The sequence below is a fragment of the Ignavibacteria bacterium genome (assembly GCA_017303675.1).
In the GTDB taxonomy this organism is placed as follows: domain Bacteria; phylum Bacteroidota; class Ignavibacteria; order Tepidaquicellales; family OLB5; genus OLB5.
This window is the reverse complement of record JAFLBX010000002.1, coordinates 578,213-597,671: the sequence shown is the minus strand read 5'-3', so window position 1 is coordinate 597,671 and position 19,459 is coordinate 578,213. Positions and strand designations below refer to the sequence as shown.

Sequence of the window (19,459 nt, the reverse complement as noted above, 5' to 3'; positions counted from 1 at the left end):
TTACCTGTTATCAGATGTGCTTGTTGGCTGGTAGATCCCGAGCCCGCCTTCGGCAGCTGCAAGGAAAATATACCCGCCTGAATAAAATATTCCGTTTGCGGAGCTGTTTGTCTGAATATAACCTACTTTATTTGGCGAGGTTGGACTTGATACGTTAACATTTTCTATGCCGTAAGTATTATCCGCGCAGAATACATTGTTGTTGTTAGCGTAAACAGAAAGTATTTGTCCTGTACCTGAAAATTTTGCTGTATAAACAGGCGCTGCCGGATTTGTAACATTCAATATCAGCATGCCGTTGTATGAATCAGCAACATACGCATAGTTTGAGTTCACAAAAACATCATAAGCAGAGCCGGTTGTATTAAAAATTGAAAGTATCTGGGGACTGGACGGGTTTGAGATATTTACGATCGCAAGGCCGGTATTGCCTGCGGCAATGTAGAGATAGTTGCCTGAAACATACAGCCCGTTTATGCTTCCGCCGATTGAAACCGTTGAATAAAAATTCGGCTGGTTTGGCAATGTGGAAATATCATATATCTGCACCTGCCCTGATTCAAGCGCTACATATGCTGCGCTGTTGTTCTGGTCAATAAATGAAGTGGTGACAAATCCTGAAATTGAAATTGTACCGATATGGAACGGGTTTGAAGGGTTATCGATATCAAGAATTACAAGCCCGCTGTTATAGTCGCTTACAAATGCGTAAAGATCGTTGTTTATATAAGCCGCTGTGACATCATTTGCATATCCGTCGGTATCATAAGCTGAAACTGAATCAGGCTGGTTTACAAGTGTAACATCAACTACCTGCATTCCGTTAGTTCCGTCTGCAATCAATGCGTAATCCCTGAAATTTACAGGCAATACATAAACACCGTTGGTAGATGCATTTGTGCTGTAAACGCTTACGAGATTGATATTGGATGAATCAACCGGCGTTACCACGCCGCTATCTTTACAGGCCTGAAAAATTACCATCAATACAGTTAAAACAGAAAACAAAAATGATCTCATTTATAAAAATTTAATTTACGGTTAGAGTAATTTATGAGAATATTATCAAATTATTTATGCAAATAATGCGCCTTTATTGTAAATATTTGAAACTGAAATTATTCAGGCAAAATGGTTTTCAAAAAACATACACTGTTGGCAATATTGATATACTGATCATAATTCGGAATTATTTTATAGCCGCTTTTTTTATACAGTGCAATTGCTTCAGGCTGCCGTTTACCGGTTTCAAGGATGCATTTTGAATAACCCAGTTCCATTGCCCACTTTTCAAGCTCAGCAAGCACAAGCGAGGCTATTCCTTTTGAGCGGAATTGCGGGAGGGTGAACATGCGTTTTACTTCCATTGTATCATCTGAATACCTTTTAACAGCTCCGCAGCCGGCAGGAATATCACCTTCATACACAACGATAACATTCTTAATTTTATCCAGCTTGTTGAACCGGTTGTAAAAATCACGTTCTTTTCCGTCACGCTCTGCAAGATCTTTATCAAGTGAGCTTACAAGTGATAAAAAATCGTTATCCGCTGAATCCGTTCGTTTTATTTGAGGCATAGTAGTTCTTTAAAATGTTATCTTAATATCGTACTTATCAAGCAGCCCGGTTACTGCGGGAATTGAGAATTTTGCTTTTTTAATATTGCTTGTTTCGGGATCGATTGAATAATTAAATGAAGATGAAAGATCAGCTCCTTTGAGGTCAGTTCTGTAAAACACCGAGCCTTTAAGGTCACAATTTTTAAATACAGCGGAATTCAGTCCGCATTCGGTAAAATCAGCATTATGGATCCTGCAATCTTTAAAAATAGTTTTAGGAATTTTGATGCCTAAAAATGAAGAGTCATTAATGATGCAGTTATCAAAAGAAAAGGATAAGCCGAATTCATTGCAGCTATCAAATCTTAGCCCCAGCAATTTACAGTTTATAAAAACAGAATCCCTGAAGGCTGTATCGTTCAGTACAGCTAGGCTTAGATCGCAGCCTGAAAATTCACACTCCGAAAACACAGAGCCGGTAAGTGTGCAGCCGGAAAAATTACAGTTTATAAACCTGCATGTTTCATATATACCCTGATGGAATACTTTACGGGTAAAATCAGCCGCTTCAAAATTTTTATCAGTTATATAATTTTTATCCATTTTATGTGACTATTGTATTTAAACTAAGGATGGTCTCTGCCAATAAATCTTTCTTTGCCCAGCAGAAAATTTACCGCACGTTTGATGTTACGCTTTATGCTTTCTTCGGTTTTAAGAAATGAAATATACCTGACTATTTCGAGCTGAAGTGAAGGGGAGAGCGTATCAAATTTTTGTTTAGCGGCTGTATTTGCATTTAGAGCTTTTACAAGTCCAGGATGCGGGGCTATGCTTCTTTTGCGCGGGTCGTAAGCAATTTCTATTGTCACTGTATCGCCGGTATCTTTGCCGGATTTTTTCCGCATGGGAGTATTCAGATACAATCGCCAGTGGCCTGAATATTTAACAAGCGTCTGTTTGAATTTGTGTCCATCAACTTTGATGGTGACAGGTATTTTACCTTTATCCTTTTTTGCCTGTGTAAAAACGGCATCTAAAACACGCTGGGATAAATACACAAAAGGATTTACGCCTATTATTTCTATTTTTGCCTTAAATTTTAGGGGACCTGTTTTCTTCATCTGTTGAAATTAACATCATATTTTGGCTGCTGTATAAGTAAACCTTGAAAGCCTTTTTTCAGATGAAAGGGTATGAACCATTTTGAAGAATTCCTGCAAACCTATAAATGTTTGCTCACCTTCGATTTCTACCAGCTCGTTTTTACGGGACTGCCTTGCCTCGAGCCATTTTTGTGATATTGTAATTATATTAGCGGTAGAATCACTTGATTTAATATCACTGAAACCGGCATCGCGAAGCAGCTTTTCATTTTCATTAAGCGGTGTAAAGAGAAAGTAACCAATTGAGCTTCTTATGGCTATCTCTTCATTCGATAAAATTCCGGTAACAACTACAGGATCAATATATAACAATTTTCCGCCGGGTTTTATAAGGCGGTAAAATTCCTTTAAAACTTTATTCCTGTTCTTTAAATGATTTATTGCATCAACACAAAATATACTGTCAAACAGTCCGTTTTCAAACGGCAGCGTTTCAGAAGCATCAGCGTGAATAAATTCAGCATTTATTCCCGGGCCGCTGCCTGAGGCAAGCTTTTTGGAATTTTCCACACCGTTAATATCATACTCAACACCGGTAAGCTTACAGCCGGTTTCAGATGCCATAAATACGGCGGGTCCGCCAGAGCCTGAGGCAATTTCCAGTACATTGGAGGAGCTGTTAATACCAAGAGTAGTAATGATATCCCTGAACTCACCGGCAGTAAGCCAGCTGTTTTGCCCGATATCTTCACCGAATGTTTCAATCCTTATCTGCTTGTATATTTCTTCGGAATAATTTTTATATGTGCCGGGATATAGCTTTACTTTTTGAGGCATCAGTTGAAATTTTAAATTTATGTTAACCTAAATACCAGGATAACTATTGCAATCAAAACAATTGCTGAATAAATCTTTTTATTGTGTTTGGCAAGCCAGTGGGGCAGGTAAATATCAAAGTTAGCCCTTTGTGAATCGGAATATCTTGAGGCAATTATAGTAACAGGGCAAACACTTCTGAATACCAGCAGTATAAGCGCTTCCAGCGCGATGAGCCCGAGGCATATCCAAACCCATACATCAATTTTACCTGCTATTACAGCGTAAAGCAGGTAAAATATTACAACATTAAAGAAGACCCATATAGCTGTATGCACCAGCTTAACAAGTATCAGCTTGCTGTTATCAGTCATTAAAACAATTTTTCCGGGAAAATTTCTGTATATACAATTGAAAAATATCCGTAAATATACTTAACGGTAAATTTTAATAATATGCAGTTGTGAAAAATGACTTACTCAAAAAGCTCGCCCTGCGATTTATCAGTCGGGGGAATGCGGAAAAGATCTTTCGCTGTATGTTCGATATCTTTATTGAGTCCATACCTGCTGCAGCAGGTTTTAAACAGCCTGTGTATCTGCTCAGCGTACTGGCCTTCGCCGCGCATACGCTTGCCAAACTCAGCGCTTGAGAGCTCACCGCGCCTGATATCTTTGATGCGGTTGATTATTTTGGAAGCTTTTTCAGGGTAAACGCGCATTAGCCATTCATTAAATAATTCCTTTACTGAATGCGGCAGGCGAACCATGACCTTACCTGCGGAGCGCGCGCCGCGCTCAGCGGCTGCTTTTAAAATGGCAGGTATTTCTTCATCGTTCAACCCGGGAATAATCGGCGCGGTATTTACGCCAACAGGGATCCCCGCAGCAGCTAACTTTTCTACGGTCTCTAGCCGTTTTGAGGGCACTGATGTCCTAGGCTCCATTTTACGGGATAGCTCCCGCTTTAATGTTGTGATGCTTATCACAACATTAACCAGCTTCATAGAAGCTAATTCACTTAAAATATCTATATCCCTTTGAATGAGCGCGTTCTTTGTTATTACTCCAACCGGATTTCTGAATTCAAGGAAAACCCTGAGGCATTCACGGGTTATCCCAAGCCTGCGCTCAACGGGCTGGTAACAATCAGTGTTACCCGAAAACATTATTGTTTGCGGAACCCAGGACTTTTTGCGGAACGCTTCATCAAGCAGTTTCGGTGCATCGCGTTTGACCATTATTTTGGTTTCAAAATCGAGTCCCGCAGAAAACCCAAGGTACTCATGTGTTGGCCGGGCGTAACAGTAAATACAGCCGTGCTCGCAGCCGCGGTATGGATTTATGCTGTATGTAAATCCAAGATCGGGCGAATCATTTTTAGCTAGTATTGACTTGCTGTTATCGTTGAAAAATACAGTTTTAATCCTTGCAAGCTCGGGGTCTGAATCAAAATACTCATCAAAAGTGCTCAGGTCGTAATCAATTTCAAACGGCTCAAAACGGTTCTTTGTGTTTATACCTGAGCCGCGTGATTTAAGATCGATATGTTTTTGTGATTCATTCATGTGTAGCTGAATTTAATACGCTGAAAGTATTTAAACAAATCATTGCATGATACTAATTGATAATGTGCTGTTTTTATAAAAGAAAAATAAATTAATCCGGCTTTACAAAAAAAGGGATTGAATGAAATATATAGAAAATGCATATTTGTGGGCATCCTTAGCTCAGTTGGTAGAGCAAATGACTCTTAATCATTAGGCCTGGGGTTCGAGTCCCCAAGGATGCACTAAATTCACCAAATCCATCATTTCTTTAAAATAATTTATATTATTACAAAGAAAATACCAATAAAAGCCTTTTATCAGCGGGAAAAATTCATTCCCGCTGTTTTTTTTAATTTATAAAATTAAATGTCCATATCAGATATTTTAACATTTACAGGTATCGCTTTCAGCGTGCTTTTTCCGCTGATAAATCCAATTGGCGGTGTGCCCGCATTTTCGGGTTTAACCGCGCATGACACCCCTGATTTCCGCAAACAGCAGGCCCGCAAAATTTCAGTGAATGTGTTTATCATTCTCATTACATTTCTGCTGATAGGCAAGCTGCTGCTGGAGCTCTTCGGGATATCGCTGGGTGTACTTGAAATTGCAGGGGGACTGATCGTTGCCAATACCGGCTGGCAGATGGTAAATTCAAAAGCTGATGATGAAAAACAGAACGCCTCAAAAGTTGAAAATGTTGATATTTCATTTATGCCTATGGCAATGCCAATATTAAGTGGGCCGGGCGCTATAGGCGCCGTGATAGGCATGTCAACAAACGCTAAACATGCAGAAGATTATATTGGATTTGTTATCGGGATATTTCTCATAGGGTTGGTTACATATTTGTTTTTGATACTTTCTATTCCATTAATGAAAAAGCTTGGCTCAAAGGGTATCAATGTATTAACGCGTATGATGGGATTTTTTATACTTGCAATTGCGGTGAACCTGGTTTATAAGGGGATAATTTCATTGAGTAAGATTTCCTGAATCGATTATTAACCCTGACCAATAGTAAATGAGAATCAAAAACAAACCCCCGTCCGGGATCATCGGCATTCAAAAATGAAGATTAATTTCAGATAGAAGAGTTATTAAAGATATTCATCCCCCCTTCAAAAACGAAGGGGGGATTTTTTATTAAGAAATCTGGTTTTCTTTGTTACTTAAAGCACTTCCCTCAAAAATACACCGTAACGAAGGCCTTTGGTGCTGACCTTAACTTTATCAAATCCGAATTTATTCATAAAGCATTTAAGTATCAGTATCCCTGGTATAACGATATCAGCCCTTCCGGTCATATAATCGCCCATACCGTATAATTCCTCAATAGGCATTGGTGTAAGCCTGCCGAGCACATTTTCGATTTCTGTAATAGTTATAATTAGACCGTCAACTTTTGAAGCTTCGAATTTATTTAGTCCAAGCACAATAGCTCCAAGTGTTGTAACTGTGCCTGCAACACCGATTAGCTCAGTGCCTGATATATCGAAATCTATTTCTTTCAAATGTTCATTGATAAAATTCTCAGCGTTCATTATGTCTTCGAAGGCAGGGGGGTGATGGCTTAAAAATTTTTCATTGATCCGCACTGAACCGATATTCATGCTTTTACCGGATAGCTGAAGCTGTAACAGTTCATTAATTGAAATGACCGGTGAAGAGGAGGTTGTGATTTCAGTGCTGCCGCCGCCGATATCAATTGTCGTTAATCTTGCACCAGTACCAAGCTTATCGTAAACGCCTCCGGCAAAGGTCCATTTTGCTTCATCACTGCCTGAGAGTATTTCAATTTCAATATCTGTATTAAGTCTTACAGCATTTAAAAATTCTTCCTTGTTGTGCGAATCACGGATAAAGCTTGTAGCCGTGGCTGTGATCTTTTCTGAATTATGGTCTTCGCTTATATCGCTGTATTCAACCAGTATATCAATTGCTTTTTGTATGGATTCAGGCAGAATGTTGCGGTTTGCATCAACTCCCTTACCCAGGCGCGGTACGCGCTGGATATCAAGTATGGTTTTGATGATGCCGTTTTCGTATTCTGCAATGAGCATAAGGATTGTGTTTGTGCCTATATCAATTGTAGATCTTATCATTTTATTAATTTTATCCGGTTGATGTTATTGTGCTTCGATTTATGTTATTGAACACGCTTAGACTCCCGCGCCTTTGGCGGGCAATGCGCTAAGCGTGACAAATGTTGATTTATGAGATTGCTTCGCCTGCGGCTCGCAAAGTTTTTAAAATTATTGTTTAATTGCATAAAATGAAGACCATTCAGCTCTTTGTTTTAATTCCTGCATTAAAAAATTATTTTTTGTAAGCTCATTTATCAGAGCTTCGGTCTCTTCTTTTAAGATTCCGGTAATAAACAGCTTGCCGCCGGATTTAAGCTTACTGTACATAATGCTTAAATTAGGAATTATAATATTGCTTGTAATATTTGCTGCAATAACATCAAATCCTGTTTCATTAATCTCATAAATATCCTTTTGATACATTACAATATCGGAATCAACTCCGTTCAATTCGAAATATTCAGTGGCATTTTGTACTGAATCTTCATCGATCTCAATAGCAACAGCCTTTTGGACTCCCAATTTAACGGCGGCTATACTTAATATACCCGTGCCGCTGCCGAAATCAAGCAGATACTTATCAGTTACGGGATCGATAAATGTGCTCATTTGTTCTAAAATGAGCTGAGTAGTTTCATTATGTCCCGTGCCGAATGACATTTTTGGGTCAATTTCAATTGGTATATTGCCTTTGCTGAGGTCAAGTTCATTTTTCTTCCATGAGGGATATATTACAAGCTTATCCAGAATATAAACCGGCTCAATTGTTTTTTCCCATTCATTGTTCCAGTCCTTATTTTCAAACACAGAGATGCTGATACTGCCTTCAGGTACTTTATCGGTATTTATCAGCTCATCTTTAATGTTTTGGGCAAGTGAACTTTCACTCTCAGGAAGGTAAACTTTTAATGTGCCGTTCTCTTCGAGAATTGTAGTTAAGCCGTTGAGGTATAATCTGTTGTAAATAAGGTCGTAAGTGTTCTCATTGAAAGCTATTTCAAGCTCTGTGTATGTTCTTTCCATTAACTGTAAATTTTCTTCAGCGCGGAATCAAGTGTATTTTTCATAAGCATTGCAATTGTCATGGGTCCAACACCCCCGGGTACTGGAGTGATCATGGAAGCTTTTTTGGCGCAGTTCTTATAATCAACATCACCAACAACGCGGTAACCTTTGGGACTATCCGGGTCTTCAATTCGGTTGATGCCCACATCGATAATCACTACGCCTTTTTTCACCATGGTGCCTTTTAAAAATTCAGGCTTGCCAATTGCGGCAATGATAATATCAGCTTTTTTGGTAAAGCCGGCAATATCATCGGTTGCGCTGTGAGTTACGGTGACGGTGCAGTTAGCGCCTTTTGATTTCTGCAGCAGTATATTAGCAATGGGCTTACCAACAATATTGCTTCTGCCTATTACAACGGCATTTTTACCATTGGTATCCACTTTATATCTTTTAAGAAGCTCATGTATGCCTGCTGGAGTGCATGGAGTAAAACATTTTTCACCTATCATAAGCCTGCCGGCGTTCACCGGGTGGAAGCCATCAACATCCTTGCGGTAATCAACTGCTTCGAGTACATTCATTTCATTGATATGCTTAGGCAGTGGAAGCTGTATAAGTATCCCGTGAATTTTGCTGTTGTTATTGTATGAGCGTATATGAGCAAGAAGCTCCGCTTCGGTGATCTTTTCTGAAAGCCTGTTAACGATGGAATAAAATCCCAGCTCAGCGCATTTTTTTTCCTTCATCTTAACATATATCTCGCTTGCGGGATTGTTTCCCACAAGTATCAGCGCAAGACCCGGTTTTATGAAATTGTGTTCCCTTAATTCCCGTTTGATCTCATCTGTGATCTGTGCTGCCGTAGCTTTTCCATCGATTATTTTAGCGGTCATTATTGCCTTTTTAACTGTATCTTATATATGATGCAGCTTATTTTGGTGTTACTTTATTTGCAATTGCTTGATTTCTTTAACGTTCAGAAGGCGGAACTACTGCTGCTTTAAATGTTTATCAAGAAAATTAATTATAAGGTTCCATACCATGATCTGGTTTGAAACCTTGCTGAAGCCGTGGCCTTCATCTTCAAGTACAGTATACTCAACTTCCTTATTTTGATTCTTCATCTGCTCAACCATCTGGTCTGATTCCGCCTGAATGACCCTGGGATCGTTTTTGCCCTGAATTATCAGAAGCGGAGCTTTTATCTTCTCAACAAAATTAATCGGGGATCTTTCCATAAGCATCTCTTTATCTTTTTCAACATCTCCAACCAGTGCGGCAACACCCGGCTTCCAGTGCTCAGGCACTGAATTGCAGAAAGTGATCAGATTTGATGGGCCGAAAATATCAACTGCGCATTTCCACAGGTCAGGAGCTTTTGTTGCGCATGTAAGTGTCATAAATCCGCCAAAGCTTCCGCCAACAACAGCAATTTTATCTTTATCAGCGTAGCCTGAACTAATTAAATATTCTTGAGCGCCTAATACATCTTTAAATTCATCGCCGCCCCAATCCTTGTAAATTTTACTCTGGAAAGTTTTACCGTAACCGGTACTTCCTCTGAAATTTGGAGCTATCACAATATAACCGTTGTTCGTCAGGATCTGGAAATATTTATTGAAGAGGCTTTTTTCCTGCCATTCAGGTCCGCCGTGAGGCCAAACAATTGCAGGATTTGAACCGTCCTTTTTTAATCCTTTTGGAATGTAGAGGAAACCGTTTATCTCGAGTCCATCGAAGCTTTTGTATTTAATGCTTTGCGGAACTGTGAATGCGCTTTGCGGAATTCCGCCTATCATTGAAAATGTTACCTGTTTGAATGATTCTTTTTTGATGTCATACACAAATATATCATTGGGATTCTTAGGTGAGTCATATATCAGTACAATTTTTTTGTCATCTTTAGTGAACCGGAATGCAAGGCAGTTGCCTTTCGGAATTTTAAGTGACCTTACTTTACCGGTTTTAAGATTTTTCATCTTAAGCTTTGATGTACCGCTTTCATTAATTGAATAGAGCAGGTTCTTTTCATCATGCGATAATGTGTAATTGGTAATATCCCATTTCTCAAGCTGTTCCCAGCCAAGCTCGCCTGTTTTGACTTTATAAAATGCCAGAGCAGTGAACTCTCTTTCATAATCAGACAGAAAATATACAGTATCACCTTTTTTATTAAAAATACCGTGGGTATTTTTCATGCTGCCTTTATGTTCCGTGAAATTCAGGAATTTTTTATCAGCTACATTATATAAAAACAGGTCATGATTAGAATTTGAATAAAATTTCTGATACAAGATATATTTTTCATTACCGCTCCACGCAACAGCAGTGTAGGGGAACGGGTCATCACTGGAAAATAAACACTCTTCTTCGCCGGTTTTCAGGTCAATGCAGTAAGTATCAAAATATCGTTTATCACGTTTATTGGAAGAAAATAATATTTTACTTCCGTTTTTATTAAAACCGCAAAATGATATTTGGGAGCCTGCATGTGAGGAGGTTAAGTTGCGAGTTTCTCCTCCTTTATCAGAGACGAGGTATAACTGGTGATTTTCATCGCCCTGGTTATCAGATAAAAATAATATTTCATTTTTTTTGGGATTGTACCCGATGGAAAAAACCGCATTATCTTCAAGTGTTATCTGGCTGGCCCAGCCGCCTTCAACAGGAATAGTCCAAATATTCGGCATTCCGTTTGTGTTGGTAACATACGCAATTGTTTTACCGTCCGGTGAAATTGAAAAATCCGTAATAGCCCTTATGGCGAAATATTGTGCGACTCTGTATTTTTTTGAAACGTTTTCTGGAGAGGTTATTGAGGAATTAGTAACCTGGGAAGTCATTAAATATTGATTTAAATTATTAGTAATATATTCAAAGATAATATAATCATTCTTAAATATTAATCCATAAAATTCTGAATTTTATTGTGTGAATTCCGTTTTTATTAATGAAATATAATGTTAAATTTGCCAAAATATGAATGTAAGTTCAGCAATAAATAGCCTGGATTCATTTCAAATGAACGTGGATGAAACCGGAGCAAAAGAGCGGGCAGCTTCTATTGCAGGCAGAAGCATTAAAAAATCCAGCAAGGTAGAAGCAATAAAGCTCGCAGTATCAATGATTGACCTGACAACCCTTGAAGGTAAGGATTCCGAAGGAAAAGTACATGCATTATGCCAGAAGGCAATGAGACCGCTTGACGGATCTGATAAGATTCCCCATGTAGCCGCAGTATGTGTATACCCAAACATGATAAAAACCGCAAAATCTGCTCTTGCAGGTACAAATGTAAAGGTTGCATCAGTTGCAACGGCATTTCCCAGCGGCCAATCACCAATGAAGCTGAAAATAGAAGAAGTTAAACGGGTAGTGCAAATGGGCGCAGATGAAGTTGATATGGTCATCAGCAGGGGAGAGTTCCTTGAAGGAAACTACGATCACACTTTTAACGAAGTTAAAGCTATAAAAGAAGCCTGCGGTGACGCTCATTTAAAAGTAATACTTGAAACCGGGGAGCTGGAAACATTTGATAATGTGCGCAAAGCGAGTATTATCTCAATGCTTGCCGGAGCTGATTTTATAAAAACATCAACCGGTAAAGTTCAGCCGGCTGCAACATTACCTGTAACACTGGTTATGCTTGAGGCAATACGTGATTTTTACAATGAAACGGGTAAGGTCATAGGTATGAAGCCTGCCGGCGGTATAAGAACAACAAAAGATGCAATAGCTTATCTATGCCTTGTAAAAGAAACACTAGGTGAAAAATGGCTGAACCCTGATCTTTTCAGAATGGGAGCTTCATCATTGTTAAACGACCTTTTGATGCAGTATAAAAAAGAACAAACAGGGATCTATCAATCAGCAGATTATTTCTCAAATGATTAGGATCTTATTAATTGCTGTTATATCTGTTGTATTTTTTTCAGCAGAAGGAATTTATTCTTTCAGCAAAGGTGATACTTCCTTCAGTTACCGTTATTATGATTACGATGTAAATATCAGCAGCTCTGCATCAGAATTTTTCAACGGGAGGCTTAGCATTTCATCGAACGGTAAAGTTTTATTTTCAATGGACAGCACATTTACTGATTATGTTGACCATAAATTTATTGACTTAAACGGTGACGGTTCCAAAGAAATGCTTTTATATCTAACAGAAGGAGCATCGCCGTATATTTTTCATAATTTATTTATATTTGACCATAAGCTAAGCCCCAAACCTCTTTTTATCCTGCAAAACGGCGAAGCAGATACGAGCATTGCTGAAAAACCACTGTTAACTGTAAACCTGCGGCAATCACCTGCTATACTTGGCTTATGGTACAGCTGGTATCTTGAATATTCTGATGGTAAGCTTAAGTTCATAAAGCCTGATAAACAGCGTAATGCAATGCTTGAGCCTGATTATAAAAATATTAAGCTGAACCTTGACGAGCTAAGCAGGGAAAACCAGATATGTGATGATTTTGCATATAATGTTTTTTTTGAACATATATTTATTACAGCTAAAATATCGGGAACAGAATCAAAAGCGGAAAGATTTTTTGAAGAGAATTATAAATGCAAAAATAAAACTGAAGCATTGATACAGATGAAAAATGCTGCAGCTGATACATATTCATGGATAAAAGACAGCGAAAATTATAAATACTTTGAATATTAACTAACTTAAATATATCAAAATGCCAGAAATATCAGAATACAAAGGCAACAAACTTATCTGCTTGAACCCCGGTTCAAAGTTCACTTTCTCATTCGGCTTAAGCAAAGCTAAAATGATACTTGAAAACCTGGATGCTATCAGGAAGTTTGTAGAAACCAATGGCGAAAGCTGCGGCGATGATGCACCTGCCGGCGGCGAAGGGTCATCGGCTGAACCGTTTTAATTTATAATAACTGATTCCCAACTTTTAATTTCAGCTAAAATGACATTCAGGGAAAAAACAACGGGACTTCAAACTGTCCGTTCATCAAATGGTATGACCAAAAACGGTACTTCTGCAAAAAGAAAACCGATCCTGGAATATGCTCCGTCACCGGAATCAACTGATCATATATTGCTAAAACCGGTATATGATCTTTTTATTAACGGCAAATGGGTCAAAACAAAAAAATATTTTGATACCATCAATCCGGCAACTGAAGAAAAAATTTCTGAAGCCGCCTGGGCTTCGAAAGAAGACGTGAACAGGGCTGTAACAGCTGCCGCAAAAGCATATAAAAATGTTTGGAGCAAAACTACACCTAAAGAACGCGCCAAATATATATTCAGAATTGCACGGATAATGCAGGAAAAAGCCCGTGAATTTGCAGTTATTGAAACTATGGATGGCGGTAAACCTATTAAGGAATCAAAATCAGTTGATGTACCGCTTGCAATTGCTCACTTTTTCTATTACGCCGGCTGGGCTGATAAGCTTAAGTACGCATTCCCTAACCAGTCATTTTCACCGGTAGGGGTAGCCGGGCAGATTATTCCGTGGAACTTTCCGCTGCTTATGGCAGCATGGAAAATAGCGCCTGCGCTTGCCTGCGGCAATACTGTTGTCATAAAATCAGCTGAAACCACTCCGCTGACATTATACAAGCTTGCGGAAGTAATTCAGGAAGCAGGTTTGCCTGATGGTGTAGTAAATATAATAAGCGGTGCAGGTGATACCGGCGCTGCGATTGTAAATCATCCCGGTGTAAATAAAATAGCTTTTACAGGATCCACAGAAGTTGGAAAGCTAATAATGAAGGCAACAGCAGGAACTGACAAAAAATTAACTCTTGAGCTTGGCGGCAAAGCAGCTAACATTATATTTGAAGATGCTCCTATTGACCAGGCTGTTGAAGGAATTATAAACGGGATATATTTTAACCAGGGGCATGTTTGCTGTGCCGGCTCCAGGTTGTTTGTGCAGGAAAGCATAAAGAATCTTGTTATTAAGAAACTTAAACACAGGTTACAGAGTTTAAGAGTAGGTAACCCGCTTGATAAGAATACTGATGTTGGAGCTATTAATTCAAAAATGCAGCTTAATAAAATAACCGAACTGGTTAATTCAGGAATTGAAGAAGGCTGCAGTATTTATCAGCCTGATTGTGTTTTACCAAAGCGCGGTTATTACTTTAAACCGACATTTTTTACCAATGTTTCACAGTCAAACAGGATAGCCCAGGAAGAAATTTTCGGGCCGGTACTTTCCGTTTTGACATTCAGAACACCGAAAGAGGCAATAGAAAAAGCCAATAATACTGAGTTTGGACTTTCAGCCGGAATCTGGACTGATAAGGGTTCCAAAATTTTCAAAATGGTTGGTTCAATTAAAGCAGGTGTAGTATGGTCTAATACCTACAACAAATTCAACCCTGCTTCGCCTTTTGGCGGATATAAAGAAAGCGGTTTCGGGAGAGAAGGCGGCTTGCAGGGTTTAAAAGAGTATTTAAATTTTTAAATTAAATTTTCATAGATGAGAATTAAATTCTTTTCAGCACTTTTCTTTGTTTTCATTCTTTCAGCAGTTTCTTATTCATATGATTCCACAAGGGTAACTTTTGATGAGGCGATGGATGCGCTGAATGCAGAGGATTATGAAGCTGCAGTTGACCTTTTTACAAGGTATTTAAGGATTGCCAGCGGACACGACGAAGGCTATTACCAGAGGGGCAATGCTTATTATGCTTTGGAACAATATGATAAAGCACTTACAGATTATTCATACGCATATAATATGGGTTTTCAGAAGGATGAAGTTATGTTCTTCAGGATGGGAATGATCTATAAGAACAACAAAGATTACATGACAGCCCTGGAGTATTTTAAAACTGCAACGGTAATAGATAAAAAATATACCGATGCATATCTGGAAATGGGAAACCTTTCAATGCTCGCAGAAGATTACAGCAAGGCATCTGAATACTTTAATACTGCGCTTAACCTTGACCCGAACTATCCGGAAGTATTTTTCGCACTTGGTGAAATAAATATCCGGTCAGCTAATTACGGCGATGCTATAACAAATTTCGAAAAGGCAATAAAGCTTGATTCAGCCAACCTGAAATATTATTATAACCTGGGTATGGCGTATAATCACCTTAAAGATACAGTTAACACAATTAAATATTTAAATAAAGCTTTAAAAATAGACCCGGGTTATGGATTAGCTTATTACGGGCTGGCAACGGTTTATAATTCAACCGGAAATTATCAAAAGGCTGTTGAAAATTATACAAAGGCAATAAACTCTAAAGGTACAGGATTAATGCCTTACTTAATTTATACCGAACGCGGTTTGGTATATCTTAAAATGAAAGAATTAAGTTCAGCTATGAAGGATTTTGATTTTGCTATTAAGCTGAATGTTAATGATACCGATTCATATCTCGAACGAGGCAAGCTATTGCTTGCTTCAGGGCTGGATACAGCCGCATTCGAAGATTTTTCTAAGGTAATTGCCCTGGATGAGCAGAATTCACAGGCATATGCATTCAGAGGAAACCTATACCTGAACAGGGGGCAGATTGATCTTGCTGAGGCTGACCTTAGGAAAGCTGTAACTTTTAATCCAAACGATTCACTTGCATTGTTCCAGCTTGGCAACGTTCTTTATGCAAAGGACGATTTCCAGAATGCTTTAAATTATTACATTAAAGCATTAACAGTAAACCCAAAATACAGTGAAGTATTTGAAAACAGGGGAATTTGTTATTATAACCTCGGCTTTTACAAGCTTGCAGCCGCTGATTTTGAATCAGCCATGAAATATAACCCGGAACTTAAAGAGAAATTACAACCTTTATATATTGATGCTAAATCCCGTTAAGTAGTATTAGATAAAATTATTTATACTAAATTTCACTGAAAACCGGCATTTTTAAATAAAATGCTGGTTTTTGTTTATTTACTATTAATATTACGTTGTTTATCTTTATGATCTGATATAACTTTAAAATACATAATTTTCCCTTGTATACGGAATGAAAAATTATCATTAAAAAAATTTATAATTGAAAAAATTACCGGAAAAAAAATATATTAATACAGGGTTTGTAATTGCTCTGTTAATACTTATTACTGTTAATATATTAATATATTTAAATATCAGGTTCCATTATGAAGATGAGTCTATAATTACAAAATCCCTTACAATAATCCAGTCATCAGAAGAGCTTTATTCAAATATTATAGAAGCTGAAACCAACAGAAGAGGATACCTTATAACGGGTAATGATGAGTTTATGCGTGAATATTATCCATCGGTTAACGCAATAGACAGCTCTTTTTCTGCACTTAATAAATTGATAACTGACTCACGCGAAAAGCTGATACTTGATACTTTACAGAAGCTTATTTTTAACCGAAAAGACCTGCTGCAGGAATCTCTTGAACTGCAGGAAAAAAGATCAAAGGATTATAAAGCGCAAATTGAATTTACTCAAAAAGGCAAGGTTTATGTTGACAGTATAAAATCCAAGATCAAGCAGCTGCAGCAGATGGAAACAGCAACACTGAACGCAAGACTTCTTGAGGCCGAAGCCGGAGCCGGATATACGCTTAGTAGTTTTATAATCGGGAATTTGATCGCTTTTTCTCTGCTTATACTTGCAGTTTTTTTATTGAACAGAAGCATAAATAAACGCAAGGAAACTGAAAAATCACTAGAAGAAAACCGTAACTGGCTGGCTACAACACTGGAAAGCATCGGAGATGCAGTTATTGTGACAAGCAAGATAGGGGAGATATTGTTCATAAACAAAGCTGCAGAGATACTAACGGAATGGAAAAGTGAAGAAGCGAACGGAATGGTTATAGACCATGTATTTAATATATACAATGAAGATACAGGTGAAAAATCACCTGACCCGATTCAAACAGTTGTGAACCAAAGAAAAGTTATAAACCTTGATGATCATACGATATTAATAACAAAAAATAAAAAAGAGATACCGATAGATGACAGCGCGGCTCCGATTATCAATTCCGAAGGTGAATTGATAGGGGTGGTAATGGTATTCAGGAATATATCAGAACGGCGTAAAGCGGAGAAGGAAATATTAAACAACCAGAAATTCATAAAAAGGATAGCTGATTCACTGCCAAGCGTACTATATATTTATGACCTGAAAGGTCCGCAAATTTCCTTTACAAACTATAAAATTGCTGAGTTGTTAGGATACAATGCAGATGAAGTCATAAAGCAGAAGCAGTCATTTTTTGAAAAATACATTCACCCGGATGATTATAAAAAACTACGTTCAAATTTCAGCAAATATTATGAAGCCAGGGATAATGAGATACTGAATTATGAATACCGCATTATGAACTCAGAAGGCAAATACCGCTGGTTCAGGAGCTATGAAGTAGTATTTTCTAGGAATGAAGCAGGTGAGGTGACTGAGATCTTAGGCTCAGCATTTGATATCACTACAAGGAAAATGCTTGAGCAGGAGCTTCAAAAATACAGCGGACACCTTGAAGAGCTTGTAAATATGAGAACATCTGAGCTGCAGGCGGCAAATATAAAGCTTAAGCAGGAAATAAGGGAACGGGCAAGGGCAGAAGGAAATATTATTGATGCAGAAGAAAAATTCCGCAGTCTGGTTGAAAACGCATTGGTGGGCATATATATCCTGCAGGATAATAAGTTTGTTTATGTTAACCCTAAATATGAGGAGATATTCGGCTACCGTAAGGGTGAAATGAACGGCACGGATTCATGGAGCATAGTATCTAATGAACATAAGAACCTGGTAATAGAAAATATAAGGAAGAGAATTGATGATGAAGTTAAGTCGATACAGTACACATTTAAAGCTCTAAAAAAAGACGGTACTGAAATTGATGTTGAGGTAAAAGGCTCAAAGATGCTTTACAACGGCAAGCTTGCAATAATAGGAACACTTCAGGATATAACCGAAAGGCTAAAAGTTGAAAAGGAGTTAAGGAATTCACGGCAAAAGCTATTGCTGCATGTTGAAAGGACTCCGCTTGGTGTAATTGAATGGGATATGGATTTTAATGTTGTACAGTGGAATGAAGCGGCAGAGAGAATATTCGGCTGGCAGAAAGAAGAAATAACCGGTAAAAGCGCATCATTGATAATACCCGAAAATGCTATATCCCAGGTGGGCAGCACTTGGGAAAGCCTGATCCGCAAAAAAGGCGGTGAAAGAAGTACCAATCAAAATATTACCAAAGCAGGTAAGCTGATATCATGTGAATGGTATAACACTCCGCTTATAAATGAAACAGGGGAAGTGATCGGTGTGGCCTCACTGGTTGAAGATGTTACCGAAAGGTTAAAAGCAGAAGAGCAGCTGAAGGAACAAAGGGAATTTTTGAGGGCTGTAATTGATACTGACCCCAATTTTGTTTTTGCAAAAGACTGGAGCGGAAACTTTACGCTTGTAAATAAAGCTGTAGCAGATAACTACGGAACCACAGCTGAAAACCTGATCGGAAAATCTGATGCTGACTTCAATAATAATATTGAAGAAGTTGAACACTTTTTAAATGATGACAGGGAAGTAATCGCCACAGGAAAACCAAAATTTATTGCTGAAGAAAAAGTATCTGATTCAAAATCAGGTGAATTGAAATGGTACCAGACAATCAAAGTGCCGTTAAAAGGAACAGATGGTTCCATGCAGGTGCTTGGTGTTGCAGCCGATATTACTGCGAGAAAACTTGCTGAGGAGATCACAAAAAGATCATTGAAGGAAAAAGAGCTGCTGCTGAAAGAAATTCATCACAGGGTAAAGAATAACCTTCAGATAATTATCAGCTTGCTTAAGCTGCAGTCAAAATTTGTTTTTGATCCGCGTGATCTTGAAATCTTCAATAAGAGCCGTTCAAGGGTGGAAACAATGTCGCTGATCCATGAAAAGCTTTACAAGTCAGCCGATATTTCTCAGATTGATATTGGAAATTATTTAAGGGAGCTTGTTTCACACCTGCTTAAAGCATATAATTTATCCAACGCCAAGATCGATTTTATCATTAACGCTGATAATATTTTAATGACTATAGATACAGCCATACCGTGCGGATTGATAGTTAACGAACTGATAAATAACATTCTTAAACACGCTTTCCCTGAAGGATATACAGGAAAGATAGAACTTAATTTGCGAAGGTCAGATGAAAATGTTATTTTAGAAGTAATTGATAACGGTATCGGTATCCCGGAAGCTTTTGAGCTGGATAAAAGCGATACCCTGGGTATGCAGCTGATAGATACCCTGGTGAAACAGCTTGATGGTATAATTGAAATTGACAGGTCAAGCGGTACAAGATTTTCGATAGAATTCAGAGAGTTAAAATATAAAGAAAGGATCTAATTT

At 38.2% G+C, this 19,459-nt stretch carries 18 protein-coding genes and 1 tRNA gene; 8 read left to right on the top strand and 11 right to left on the bottom strand.

Features of this window, described 5'->3' with window-relative positions; translation table 11 throughout:
• The 7 genes from J0M37_12080 to J0M37_12050 form a co-directional block, all read right to left on the bottom strand.
• The gene (locus J0M37_12080; GenBank protein MBN8585822.1) at nucleotides 1–1,020 is read right to left on the bottom strand and encodes a hypothetical protein; all 1,020 of its coding nucleotides are present in this window, start codon (nucleotides 1,018–1,020) and stop codon (nucleotides 1–3) included.
• 98 nt (nucleotides 1,021–1,118) lie between these two features.
• On the bottom strand, nucleotides 1,119–1,577 hold the full coding sequence (locus tag J0M37_12075; GenBank protein MBN8585821.1) for a GNAT family N-acetyltransferase: 459 nt from the start codon (nucleotides 1,575–1,577) through the stop codon (nucleotides 1,119–1,121).
• Nucleotides 1,578–1,586: 9 nt separating this feature from the next.
• Entirely contained in the window at nucleotides 1,587–2,162 is a 576-nt protein-coding gene (locus tag J0M37_12070; GenBank protein MBN8585820.1) for a pentapeptide repeat-containing protein, read from the bottom strand.
• Between the two features lie 23 nt (nucleotides 2,163–2,185).
• Complete coding sequence (locus J0M37_12065; protein MBN8585819.1) at nucleotides 2,186–2,683, bottom strand: DUF1905 domain-containing protein; 498 nt, start codon at nucleotides 2,681–2,683, stop codon at nucleotides 2,186–2,188.
• 15 nt (nucleotides 2,684–2,698) lie between these two features.
• A complete protein-coding gene (locus J0M37_12060; GenBank protein MBN8585818.1) occupies nucleotides 2,699–3,502 on the bottom strand; it encodes a methyltransferase domain-containing protein in 804 nt (267 codons plus the stop codon).
• Nucleotides 3,503–3,519: 17 nt separating this feature from the next.
• Complete coding sequence (locus tag J0M37_12055) at nucleotides 3,520–3,855, bottom strand: hypothetical protein (GenBank protein MBN8585817.1); 336 nt, start codon at nucleotides 3,853–3,855, stop codon at nucleotides 3,520–3,522.
• 101 nt (nucleotides 3,856–3,956) lie between these two features.
• Entirely contained in the window at nucleotides 3,957–5,048 is a 1,092-nt protein-coding gene (locus tag J0M37_12050; GenBank protein MBN8585816.1) for a PA0069 family radical SAM protein, read from the bottom strand.
• A gap of 151 nt (nucleotides 5,049–5,199) precedes the next feature.
• Between J0M37_12050 and J0M37_12045 the strand changes: the two genes are divergently transcribed.
• Together J0M37_12045 and J0M37_12040 are read left to right on the top strand one after the other, a co-directional pair.
• Nucleotides 5,200–5,272 (top strand) — tRNA-Lys (locus tag J0M37_12045).
• 124 nt (nucleotides 5,273–5,396) lie between these two features.
• Nucleotides 5,397–6,023: a MarC family protein gene (locus J0M37_12040; GenBank protein MBN8585815.1), complete on the top strand. Its 627-nt coding sequence runs from the start codon at nucleotides 5,397–5,399 to the stop codon at nucleotides 6,021–6,023.
• A gap of 176 nt (nucleotides 6,024–6,199) precedes the next feature.
• Here J0M37_12040 and J0M37_12035 read toward each other — a convergent pair whose 3' ends face one another.
• The 4 genes from J0M37_12035 to J0M37_12020 form a co-directional block, all read right to left on the bottom strand.
• Complete coding sequence (locus tag J0M37_12035; protein ID MBN8585814.1) at nucleotides 6,200–7,132, bottom strand: hypothetical protein; 933 nt, start codon at nucleotides 7,130–7,132, stop codon at nucleotides 6,200–6,202.
• A 150-nt stretch (nucleotides 7,133–7,282) separates the two neighbouring features.
• Nucleotides 7,283–8,137, bottom strand: a complete 855-nt coding sequence (gene prmA / locus J0M37_12030; protein ID MBN8585813.1) for a 50S ribosomal protein L11 methyltransferase — start codon at nucleotides 8,135–8,137, stop codon at nucleotides 7,283–7,285.
• A complete protein-coding gene (locus J0M37_12025) occupies nucleotides 8,137–9,015 on the bottom strand; it encodes a bifunctional 5,10-methylenetetrahydrofolate dehydrogenase/5,10-methenyltetrahydrofolate cyclohydrolase (protein MBN8585812.1) in 879 nt (292 codons plus the stop codon). The genes prmA and J0M37_12025 overlap by 1 nt, the downstream gene beginning before the upstream one ends.
• Before the next feature lie 96 nt (nucleotides 9,016–9,111).
• A complete protein-coding gene (locus J0M37_12020) occupies nucleotides 9,112–10,965 on the bottom strand; it encodes a S9 family peptidase (GenBank protein MBN8585811.1) in 1,854 nt (617 codons plus the stop codon).
• A 136-nt stretch (nucleotides 10,966–11,101) separates the two neighbouring features.
• Between J0M37_12020 and deoC the strand changes: the two genes are divergently transcribed.
• From deoC to J0M37_11990, 6 genes are all read left to right on the top strand, one after another.
• Nucleotides 11,102–12,016, top strand: coding sequence for a deoxyribose-phosphate aldolase (deoC, locus tag J0M37_12015; GenBank protein ID MBN8585810.1), 915 nt, complete (start codon nucleotides 11,102–11,104; stop codon nucleotides 12,014–12,016).
• Nucleotides 12,009–12,794, top strand: coding sequence for a hypothetical protein (locus J0M37_12010; GenBank protein MBN8585809.1), 786 nt, complete (start codon nucleotides 12,009–12,011; stop codon nucleotides 12,792–12,794). Before deoC ends, J0M37_12010 begins: the two co-directional genes overlap by 8 nt.
• 19 nt (nucleotides 12,795–12,813) lie before the next feature.
• Nucleotides 12,814–13,017: a hypothetical protein gene (locus J0M37_12005; protein MBN8585808.1), complete on the top strand. Its 204-nt coding sequence runs from the start codon at nucleotides 12,814–12,816 to the stop codon at nucleotides 13,015–13,017.
• 39 nt (nucleotides 13,018–13,056) lie between these two features.
• Nucleotides 13,057–14,571: an aldehyde dehydrogenase family protein gene (locus tag J0M37_12000; GenBank protein ID MBN8585807.1), complete on the top strand. Its 1,515-nt coding sequence runs from the start codon at nucleotides 13,057–13,059 to the stop codon at nucleotides 14,569–14,571.
• A gap of 15 nt (nucleotides 14,572–14,586) precedes the next feature.
• Nucleotides 14,587–15,939: a tetratricopeptide repeat protein gene (locus J0M37_11995; protein MBN8585806.1), complete on the top strand. Its 1,353-nt coding sequence runs from the start codon at nucleotides 14,587–14,589 to the stop codon at nucleotides 15,937–15,939.
• 184 nt (nucleotides 15,940–16,123) lie between these two features.
• Nucleotides 16,124–19,456, top strand: a complete 3,333-nt coding sequence (locus J0M37_11990) for a PAS domain S-box protein (GenBank protein MBN8585805.1) — start codon at nucleotides 16,124–16,126, stop codon at nucleotides 19,454–19,456.
• The last annotated feature ends 3 nt before the right edge of the window (nucleotides 19,457–19,459 follow it).

Excerpts from the sequence above, each read along its gene's own strand:
- J0M37_12080 (MBN8585822.1), bottom strand. The coding sequence starts at position 1,020 with ATGAGATCATTTTTGTTTTCTGTTTTAACTGTATTGATGGTAATTTTT.
- J0M37_12075 (MBN8585821.1), bottom strand. The coding sequence starts at position 1,577 with ATGCCTCAAATAAAACGAACGGATTCAGCGGATAACGATTTTTTATCA.
- J0M37_12070 (MBN8585820.1), bottom strand. The coding sequence starts at position 2,162 with ATGGATAAAAATTATATAACTGATAAAAATTTTGAAGCGGCTGATTTT.
- J0M37_12065 (MBN8585819.1), bottom strand. The coding sequence starts at position 2,683 with ATGAAGAAAACAGGTCCCCTAAAATTTAAGGCAAAAATAGAAATAATA.
- J0M37_12060 (MBN8585818.1), bottom strand. The coding sequence starts at position 3,502 with ATGCCTCAAAAAGTAAAGCTATATCCCGGCACATATAAAAATTATTCC.
- J0M37_12055 (MBN8585817.1), bottom strand. The coding sequence starts at position 3,855 with ATGACTGATAACAGCAAGCTGATACTTGTTAAGCTGGTGCATACAGCT.
- J0M37_12050 (MBN8585816.1), bottom strand. The coding sequence starts at position 5,048 with ATGAATGAATCACAAAAACATATCGATCTTAAATCACGCGGCTCAGGT.
- J0M37_12040 (MBN8585815.1), top strand. The coding sequence starts at position 5,397 with ATGTCCATATCAGATATTTTAACATTTACAGGTATCGCTTTCAGCGTG.
- J0M37_12035 (MBN8585814.1), bottom strand. The coding sequence starts at position 7,132 with ATGATAAGATCTACAATTGATATAGGCACAAACACAATCCTTATGCTC.
- prmA (MBN8585813.1), bottom strand. The coding sequence starts at position 8,137 with ATGGAAAGAACATACACAGAGCTTGAAATAGCTTTCAATGAGAACACT.
- J0M37_12025 (MBN8585812.1), bottom strand. The coding sequence starts at position 9,015 with ATGACCGCTAAAATAATCGATGGAAAAGCTACGGCAGCACAGATCACA.
- J0M37_12020 (MBN8585811.1), bottom strand. The coding sequence starts at position 10,965 with ATGACTTCCCAGGTTACTAATTCCTCAATAACCTCTCCAGAAAACGTT.
- deoC (MBN8585810.1), top strand. The coding sequence starts at position 11,102 with ATGAATGTAAGTTCAGCAATAAATAGCCTGGATTCATTTCAAATGAAC.
- J0M37_12010 (MBN8585809.1), top strand. The coding sequence starts at position 12,009 with ATGATTAGGATCTTATTAATTGCTGTTATATCTGTTGTATTTTTTTCA.
- J0M37_12005 (MBN8585808.1), top strand. The coding sequence starts at position 12,814 with ATGCCAGAAATATCAGAATACAAAGGCAACAAACTTATCTGCTTGAAC.
- J0M37_12000 (MBN8585807.1), top strand. The coding sequence starts at position 13,057 with ATGACATTCAGGGAAAAAACAACGGGACTTCAAACTGTCCGTTCATCA.
- J0M37_11995 (MBN8585806.1), top strand. The coding sequence starts at position 14,587 with ATGAGAATTAAATTCTTTTCAGCACTTTTCTTTGTTTTCATTCTTTCA.